Genomic DNA, 7,636 nt, shown 5'->3' on the forward strand with positions numbered 1-7,636 from the left:
AGAATGTGTATAAGAGACAGTTCTATGACAGGCTCTTCTTGATCGTTTCCTTAGCGTGATTTCTGACATCGGACTTGGTGTGGCAGGTTTCCCATGCGAGGTCGCTGCCAATATTGCAGCCGTCGCGCCACTCGTCAATGGTATCGAGTAGCAGTTGCGCATCCTCGGCTGAACGAAGCTCAAGCCGGGTAATGAGCGTGCGACGGTGGTACTTGTCGTCCGACGCCATATATTCAATAAAGTGCTAACAGTATCTATATTCTGTGGTGTCGGCTCCTCCCCTCCCTACTCGCTCCCCTTCGGTCGCTCCTTGAGGAAGGGGACTCCGCCTTGTGATTAGTTGATCACGACGATGTATACGCCGCACTACAAGACCTCGAACGCTATCGGGACTTCCTACACGACGTACAGGCGTATCTCAACGAGATCGATGCGCTGTAGTTGATGAGCTATTTTGCGACCTAATTGGCGAGTTCGGGAAAACACTCGAGACAGTATTCCACCACCATCCCACGCTCGATTACGTCCGAGACAGTCTGGGCATCACGCTGTAGTTGGTCTCGCGGATCCTCGTCGGTCTCGTCGAACACATCGAATCCCAACTCACGCTCGTAGCCACAGGGAGGATTTTCGGCTCGGTGGACGATCGACGGTCCTGACTTTTGTGCCGCAGTATACTGACTATCGATCTCTACCGGTGTCGAAAGGATTTCTTCACCAACAGAGTCACGTATGGCCGGTAGTTGGTCGGGCTGAATTTCACGAAGCTCCGAGACGTGATCCATCGCGGGCTCGAACCCCATCGCGTCATCGAACGATCCATAGTCACACCGCCGCACGGGCATATACGAGAGCCGAAGACGATCCGCCGCAGATCCGACTTGTTGGCGAATGGCGCGTGCCCGATACAGCATCGACGTGTACGTCTCGTGGACAGAGTCGACATTCCAGGACGCGCTCATATCGCGCCGTATCTGGACGAGAAACACCGCACCTTCGACACCGGACTCGGTCAACAGCCCACCGTCCCCTCGTTCTTTCGACAGGCGCATTTCTGTCGCGTACGCTGGGAAACACTCAGAACACGGAGACAGGTCTCGGTTAAGCGCTTCCTCGTGTGTTAGATAGAGGTATCGTGACTCCGTCGAGACATCAGAGTGCTGTGCTGTCGTCACTTGTATTCCGGATTCGGTGACAAGTTCGCCCGTCTCCACGGCTGGCGGATCCCCGTCTGCGATCCGCGTAGCATTGTGGAACCCATGGAATGTGTCCAACTCCGGAGATCCATCGTCATCGCACCTGTGCTACCACTCAACGGCTACAGGGTCATCCGGTGCGGGCGTGTCCTCATTTAATGGGGGTAATTCAGCCGGTTCAGGGGTGTTGTATGTCATTATTGTGGGCCTCGTTCGCGGGAATTGTAAACCAGCGCGGATCGATGATTCGCAGCTGTTCGCGCTCCCCAGCTAGGTGGCATACGCTCGGTCTACTTGTTGCGTGAGATCTCGACGAGCTGGCCGTCAGTGAATTTCGCGTCGAGACTGACGTAGTCACCATCGATAGATCGGTGGAATTCGAATGTGCCGTGATATGCCGTATCCGACCACCCGTGGTGGATCTTCCGCATACTTCCCCGGCCCGTTCGATCTCGGTGTCAAATCCATCTGTCTCCTCGTTGTACCCGGGACGTTCTTCCTCAGGGACGTGCTCATACTCGGTGTCCTGCTTCAACAACCGCCCCGCTGACGTGACCTTGTAGTTCTCCAGCATCGGCTGGTGACGTGTGAGCGATTTCGTCTGCCACGTGATCTCGAATGGATCGGCACCGATATCTGGGAATGCTACATCCAGGCCGTCTTCGAACGTTAATCGATCGAATAATCCCATTAGCACACTTCAGAGAACCTAGCGGTCAGTTCCACATTCAACCTGTACTCTGCGATGCGAAATTGTCGAAGCGGCATGGTGTACCCGACGGGGATGTCCCACTTTGTTGTACCCGCTACAAATAAACAAGACGAATGCCCCGGGGCGCGATCTCAAGACGATTCACAGCGCTGTCGGATTCGGTGCTCCAGTTCAGTTTGTATCTCCCGATTGGGATGTAGGAGTTGGCAGTTCAGGCTCCTGTGAGATATGACGAGACGACGAGACACATCCACACGGAGTGTGGATCTCGATAGGCTGTACCATGCGGATTCAACTAGACAGGACGGAGACTCCCCCGAGTACGTTTTCGGGTTTGAGGTTCGGTTCACGATCCAGCGAGGGCCACGCCGTCGCTTCCGGTTCGAACCCAGACAGAGCGGGCCTGGTTGGTGGCGCTTCGAAAACGAGTGGGTCGGCTGTCGCTGGCGGCCAGTCGGCCGTGAAGTCGTTGATCACGTCGATCTCCGAGTCACACTAGCCGATCAGAGAGGTCCCCATGAGCGGTGACGGCCCATACGACGGGCCGGGCGAGGACGAAGACCTCCCGCTGTATCGCGAGACAGATCTGTTCTATCTGCTGAGCCACCACCGCAAGCGCACCGTCGTGCTCACGCTCGCCGTAGCGCCGTGGAGTCGCGTCCACCTGCGGCAACTCGCAGAGATGCTTACGCTCCTGGAAGCGGATGCGGAACACCAAACGCTCTCGACAGCGCAAGTACGGACGGTCAGAACGAACCTCAAGCGGTCACATCTCCCACCGCTCATCCGAACTAGCGTTATCGCCTGGGACGACGAGCAGGCGGACGTCATCGTCCCTGGTCCGGCGTTCGCGAGCGCCCTCCACACGCACACAACGGCTGGGCATTCGCTGGCACGCTCGCCAGACGATTTATAACCAATCCTGACAACCAACATGTATGAGTGGTATCGAGCTTCGAGATGAGACGCTCTCTGTCGACCGTGCACTGAACCAACTTGATGAGCTGGCTATCGCGTTTTCAGATATCCTTGATCAGGTCGGAATTGAGCACGTCTACATTGCGGGATACGTCTCGATTCTTGCTGGCCGAGCACGCTCAACCGAAGATGTCGATGTACTGATCGAGCCGATTGATGAGGCGACAGCAGACACTCTCACAACACATCTTGAGGCGGAGAACTTCTGGGGACCAGCAATGCCGCTGTCATCACTGTACAGTATGCTTGAGAACGGCGATCCAGTCTGGGTTGCGCCAACGGATCAAATCACCCCGCATCTCGAAGTGAAAACGGTCCGCGATGAGTTCGATCAGGCATCGCTTTCGCAGGCGATCACCGCACAGATCGGGTCCACATCGATTCCAATCGGGCCACTCGAACTCCAAATCGCGTACAAACTACATCTCGGCGCACAGAAAGACATTGAAGACGCCGTCCACCTGTATACCCTCTTCGAGGAAACACTTAGTGCGGCCCGCCTCGAACGATGGGCACAGCGACTCGACGTTGAGGCCGAATATGAGCGACTCACTCAAGCCTGACACTCTCGACGCGAAACACGATGGTGACTGGCAGCAGCGCATCACCGCGATCAAACGCTGGGTGGCGTATATCAACGCAGAGCCACCGGAAACGTGGGGGCCACAGCAGAACGCAGTGGTCAATGGACAGCTCACTGCTGCCCAACACGTCGCAACCTCAGCAGCCCATCAACAACACGTGACAGCAGTTGCCCAAGAGATTCGTGATCTTCAGGAGAGCGACACCGAGACATCGACCGTACGAGACGATCACGACTGATCAAGCGACCGATCAGGTGACACGAGTCGCTCGTGACGACCAACGTTATCCTCCCCGGCCGGAATAACGTCCTCTCAAGAACGATGTGGTAGCCTGCGTCATCAAGGCAGACCCTGATCCCATCCGATTCGTTGGATCGACTCAAGACCCGGAACCTCGGCAAGTCGGTCTCTGATCTCCGCTTGAGTCATTGTCGTCGTCCAACGAACTGCGACTCCAACGGTAATGACCGTGGCCGACAGTTTTGGCTCGATACTGTGGAGTTCGTCTATCAGTACGTCATCGACAGCTGCCGTCTGTGAGAGACGGTCTTCGGCGTCGGTAACGAGATCACCGTCTGCGCCACAGGGGATACGGATCGTCACGACGGCAGTTGTCGTCGAAGCTGTGTCGTTGGTATTGGTTACAGCCATTCTATCATCTCCGTAGAGGAGCACCGCATGGGCTAATTGGTCCAGAGCTGTGCTCCGAGTGCGCGAGGGACGATTCGAACGCCCGTCTCGGTCGTGGCAGGACCGCGTGGTACCGAACGCCACCACTCGCGCATGGTGAAAAATGAGAGAACCAGACTATACAGGCTCGAACGCATCGATGCCGCCGAGAACCTGCGCCGGCTTCTCGGCGTGCTTGATGAACGTGAGCACATTTTCCGTCCAGCCAGAGATATTGTAGACGTTCTCGTAGCCTTCCGGTGTTACCAGATCACCGTAGGCGGCAAGATCGACGAGATACAACGCCGTGTCTGTAGCGACCTCCGCTCGGTAGGCATTGAACGCCGACTTGACGGTCTGGGCATCGCGCGCCGTGAACGGCGTGCTGTCCCAGATCTGCATGTCGGTAAAGACGACGATGCGCTCAACGGGCTCACCTCGCTCGCGGAGGTAATCGATTGCCTTCCAGCCGTTCGTCGAATTGCCGACGGCCTCGTCGATGGCCAGCACTGCGTCTTGACGCTGGAGGACTGGCGTGTCGACGTGCATCGGAACGGTCTGGAAGTCGTCGCCGAACCCGCCGATCTCGGCACCTTGATCGGCCAGGATCGCCCCGAATAACGCGCCGATCTCTTTCAGGCGGAGCGTGCTATTCGTGGACAGCGCCATGTCCATCGACCCTGAGAGGTCCACAGCGACGAATGTATCTCCGAGTCCGTCGGGCACCGTCTCGACAGCGACGTCGATCGCCTTTTCCAGCCACCGTTCGACCGCTGGTGCTTGGACCTCCGCATTCTGGAGCGCGGTGTACGCCTGGTAGTACCGGAACGGGTACAGCGGCGCGTACCGGACTGCGTCCAAGTCAAGGTGGTCCACGATGGTGTCCTCGTCAACGCCGGCTTCAAGCATGTTCCGGAGGTTCCGGATCGACGCGAAGATCGGCAGTGAGTACGTGTCGTCCTCGATGAGCGTCTCCCACGCGGCTTGGGTGTTGCCGCGCTCGGAGATAACCGTCTCCCAGGTGTTCGGCGACGGCAACGGGTCGACGTCGGGATAGTCGTCGAGATCGCCGCGCATGAATCGCTCGAACAGCACCTCTTGGTCGGTGTCGACGGGCGTGGGGTGGACGCGGTTGAATACGTCATGCAGCGTCACCTCACGCCGCGACAGTTCGTACTTGCCCAGGGTGTAGGCGTCGGCCATCTCCACCAGTGCGTCTTCGATCCCGCGTCGAAGCGGCCACGGGGCAGTCCCGCCAAAGAGTTGGTCGTGGATAGCGAGGCTGGTCGCCGTCTCGTCCATCCGCTGGATGATCGCCGGGGCCCACTCTCGGGTGAGTGATTCGGGGGAGTCGTCCTTGAATCGGTCGTCGTTGGCTGCCAGCACGAGCAAGACCTGTGGGATGTCCCGCAAGTAGAGTTCTTGGCGCGCGTACGCGGCGAGCTTGAGGACGAACTCCGGATCCTCGTCTGCCGCGGCGTCGAACCGCCGGACGACAGCAGCGAGCTGCTCGTCATCGGTTTCGTAGAACGAGTCCTCCAGCAGTTGGTTGATCGTGCGCTTGTACAGTGCGAGTCGAGGGTCGGGGGGCTCGAACGCTTCCCCACCCTCGTAGTTGGTGGTTCGCGTCGCCTCCGCGACCGTTTGTTTTGGCGTGTTGAATTCCATGCTATCACGCGGAGCCGCAACAGGCGACTCCGATACCGGTGCTGCTCACACGTGCTGCGAGCAGCGAACGTCTCCGGCACGATTCGAACGTGCGACACTCGGCTTCGAAGGCCGGTGCTCTGTCCGGACTGAGCTACGGAGACAAAGACGTGGCCGGGAAACCGCTGGAGCCGGAACAGCGTGCTACGTTTACACCACGGTGGAACAGTGAGATTCCACCGCCGGGATTCGAACCCGGACTTCCGGCTCCTGAGGCGAAGGATGACTCCAACTCGACGGCCACGAGATGAGTGATGGCGACCGGAACACTGTCGGGGCGGGACCGGTGTCGAGAGCACCCTCGTGCTCTCTTTGTCCGGGATGTTATCGATGGACGGTGCCACCGACAGGATTTGAACCTGCGAGTTCCTGGCGAAGCAACGCCCCGACTCGACGGTCGCCACGTGCAGTCGGGCAACCGGTGGTGCGACGGGCTATGACTCCCGTTGGATGTGCTTTGCGGGCGAAGAAACGCACCACCTCGACGACCACACGCTTGGGGAAAGTTGACCCTGACAGCGTCACGGATCCGTGGATGCCCGCTATGTCAGACACGGAAAACGCTGTCAGGGCCAGCCCCCGAGTGCTCCCGAGGGGAATCGAACCCCTGGCCTCCAGTTTGAAAAACTGGCGTCTCTCGCCAACGGAGACTCCGGGAGCGCTGGAGAGTAAATCAAGCGCTGAGGTGCGGCGGACACGCACGAATTATCGCCGGCGTTCGAAGCCCTCGAGTTGCCCGTGCGTGAACGTCACTTGATACGTGACGAGTGTCTCGAGATCCTCGAAGGAGTGTGTGAGCTTGAAGCGTCCGTGGTAGTCGTCTCGTTCGATCCAGCCGTCGTGGACTCGATTCAGACTGCCGGCCATGTAGCGGATATCTTCCTCGTCGACATCGTCTCGGCTCGCGTATGGCCGGTCCTCGGGCGGCACGTCTTCGGTGTGCCACTCCTCTTCTAAGAGATGACCGTCCGCCGTAATCCGAAATGTGGTCATAGTCGGTCGGTCGATACCTTTCGTCTGCCAGTCGACGTCCTCGGCAGGAGTCATTCCTTTGGGGTACTCCGGTAGGTGGACGTCGTCGTAGAGTTCGACTGTATCGAATAGTCCCATCGTTGTCCTCCATTGCGGGACCAGGAGTCGAACCTGGACCTCGGGGATATGACCCCCGTGGACTACCATTATCCTATCCCGCAGCACCACAATTCGGAACTCACCTATGGGCATCTCTCAGTTCTCCACAGCTGTCCGTCCCTCAGTCTCGTCGGCTGGAAGTGAGAGGTCTCGGACTGTTGGAGAATGCTCCAGCCCGGATTTGAACCGGGGGCTCGGCCGTGAGAGGGCCGTGAGTTTGGCCGCTACTCCACTGGAGCAGGGTGGCCTCTCCTGGAAGGGGTCATCGGCCAGTGGGACGGGCAGGATTCGAACCTGCGTGTTCTCGTTACAAGTGAGATGAAGGAACTCTCACCGTCGCACCGGATCTCCGGTGAAAATTCGGCGAGAGTGTGTGAATGCCAGGCTCTTCCACCGTCCCGTAGTCTCCCCGGCACGACTCGAACGTGCGTCTCCTCCTCTACAGGGAGGCATCGTAGCCGTTAGACCACAGGGAGAAAATGTCGCCGCGAGGATTCGAACCTCGGAAGGACCTACGCCAGCGGGTCTGAGCCGCTTCTCGTTGACCACTTGAGTACGGCGACGTAACGGTGAAGCGAGAATTGTCTCCAGGCACGATGGCCGGATGCCGCCACCAGGATTCGAACCTGGGAAGGACTAATACTGATAGCTAAAAGTTC

The 7,636-nt window shown here is 58.4% G+C and carries 8 protein-coding genes and 7 tRNA genes; 3 read left to right on the forward strand and 12 right to left on the reverse strand.

Annotation, left to right across the window (positions count from 1 at the left end):
- Nucleotides 1-22: 22 nt before the first annotated feature.
- Both Z052_RS05885 and Z052_RS05890 read right to left on the reverse strand, forming a co-directional pair.
- The gene (locus Z052_RS05885; RefSeq protein WP_199058249.1) at nucleotides 23-229 is read right to left on the reverse strand and encodes a hypothetical protein; all 207 of its coding nucleotides are present in this window, start codon (nucleotides 227-229) and stop codon (nucleotides 23-25) included.
- 232 nt (nucleotides 230-461) lie between these two features.
- Entirely contained in the window at nucleotides 462-1,214 is a 753-nt protein-coding gene (locus Z052_RS05890; protein ID WP_241897908.1) for a hypothetical protein, read from the reverse strand.
- Nucleotides 1,215-2,425: 1,211 nt separating this feature from the next.
- Here Z052_RS05890 and Z052_RS05900 point away from each other — a divergent pair.
- Genes Z052_RS05900 through Z052_RS05910 form a run of 3 tightly spaced genes read left to right on the forward strand, consistent with a single transcriptional unit; the run spans nucleotide 2,426 to nucleotide 3,708 of the window.
- Nucleotides 2,426-2,824 (forward strand): hypothetical protein, encoded by a 399-nt coding sequence (locus Z052_RS05900; protein WP_089309118.1) that lies wholly within the window; start codon nucleotides 2,426-2,428, stop codon nucleotides 2,822-2,824.
- A gap of 22 nt (nucleotides 2,825-2,846) precedes the next feature.
- On the forward strand, nucleotides 2,847-3,449 hold the full coding sequence (locus Z052_RS05905) for a hypothetical protein (protein ID WP_089309117.1): 603 nt from the start codon (nucleotides 2,847-2,849) through the stop codon (nucleotides 3,447-3,449).
- Entirely contained in the window at nucleotides 3,427-3,708 is a 282-nt protein-coding gene (locus tag Z052_RS05910) for a hypothetical protein (RefSeq protein WP_089309116.1), read from the forward strand. The genes Z052_RS05905 and Z052_RS05910 overlap by 23 nt, the downstream gene beginning before the upstream one ends.
- Nucleotides 3,709-3,809: 101 nt before the next feature.
- On the opposite strand, the gene Z052_RS19735 is transcribed toward Z052_RS05910, so the two are convergent.
- From Z052_RS19735 to Z052_RS05955, 10 genes are all read right to left on the reverse strand, one after another.
- Nucleotides 3,810-4,121 (reverse strand): hypothetical protein, encoded by a 312-nt coding sequence (locus Z052_RS19735; protein WP_137708407.1) that lies wholly within the window; start codon nucleotides 4,119-4,121, stop codon nucleotides 3,810-3,812.
- A 59-nt stretch (nucleotides 4,122-4,180) separates the two neighbouring features.
- Nucleotides 4,181-4,253 (reverse strand) — tRNA-Gly (locus Z052_RS05915).
- Nucleotides 4,254-4,277: 24 nt separating this feature from the next.
- Nucleotides 4,278-5,807, reverse strand: a complete 1,530-nt coding sequence (locus tag Z052_RS05920) for a TROVE domain-containing protein (protein WP_099288905.1) — start codon at nucleotides 5,805-5,807, stop codon at nucleotides 4,278-4,280.
- Between the two features lie 68 nt (nucleotides 5,808-5,875).
- Nucleotides 5,876-5,950, reverse strand: a tRNA-Arg gene (locus Z052_RS05925).
- Between the two features lie 480 nt (nucleotides 5,951-6,430).
- Nucleotides 6,431-6,506 (reverse strand) — tRNA-Glu (locus tag Z052_RS05930).
- 45 nt (nucleotides 6,507-6,551) lie between these two features.
- The gene (locus tag Z052_RS05935) at nucleotides 6,552-6,956 is read right to left on the reverse strand and encodes a hypothetical protein (protein ID WP_089309114.1); all 405 of its coding nucleotides are present in this window, start codon (nucleotides 6,954-6,956) and stop codon (nucleotides 6,552-6,554) included.
- Between the two features lie 12 nt (nucleotides 6,957-6,968).
- Nucleotides 6,969-7,039 (reverse strand) — tRNA-Met (locus tag Z052_RS20150).
- A 104-nt stretch (nucleotides 7,040-7,143) separates the two neighbouring features.
- Nucleotides 7,144-7,216 (reverse strand) — tRNA-Glu (locus Z052_RS05940).
- Nucleotides 7,217-7,250: 34 nt separating this feature from the next.
- Nucleotides 7,251-7,377 (reverse strand) — tRNA-Thr (locus tag Z052_RS20155).
- A gap of 80 nt (nucleotides 7,378-7,457) precedes the next feature.
- A tRNA-Leu gene (locus Z052_RS05955) sits at nucleotides 7,458-7,540 on the reverse strand.
- Between the last annotated feature and the right edge of the window lie 96 nt (nucleotides 7,541-7,636).

It is taken from the genome of Halorubrum sp. C191 (genome assembly GCF_002727095.1).
Lineage (GTDB): Archaea > Halobacteriota > Halobacteria > Halobacteriales > Haloferacaceae > Halorubrum > Halorubrum ezzemoulense.

Bases quoted from the DNA above. Each gene is read 5' to 3' on its own strand.
- Z052_RS05900 (WP_089309118.1), top strand. From the start codon at position 2,426: ATGAGCGGTGACGGCCCATACGACGGGCCGGGCGAGGACGAAGACCTC.
- Z052_RS05935 (WP_089309114.1), bottom strand. From the start codon at position 6,956: ATGGGACTATTCGATACAGTCGAACTCTACGACGACGTCCACCTACCG.
- Z052_RS19735 (WP_137708407.1), bottom strand. From the start codon at position 4,121: ATGGCTGTAACCAATACCAACGACACAGCTTCGACGACAACTGCCGTC.
- Z052_RS05885 (WP_199058249.1), bottom strand. From the start codon at position 229: ATGGCGTCGGACGACAAGTACCACCGTCGCACGCTCATTACCCGGCTT.
- Z052_RS05905 (WP_089309117.1), top strand. From the start codon at position 2,847: ATGAGTGGTATCGAGCTTCGAGATGAGACGCTCTCTGTCGACCGTGCA.
- Z052_RS05910 (WP_089309116.1), top strand. From the start codon at position 3,427: ATGAGCGACTCACTCAAGCCTGACACTCTCGACGCGAAACACGATGGT.
- Z052_RS05920 (WP_099288905.1), bottom strand. From the start codon at position 5,807: ATGGAATTCAACACGCCAAAACAAACGGTCGCGGAGGCGACGCGAACC.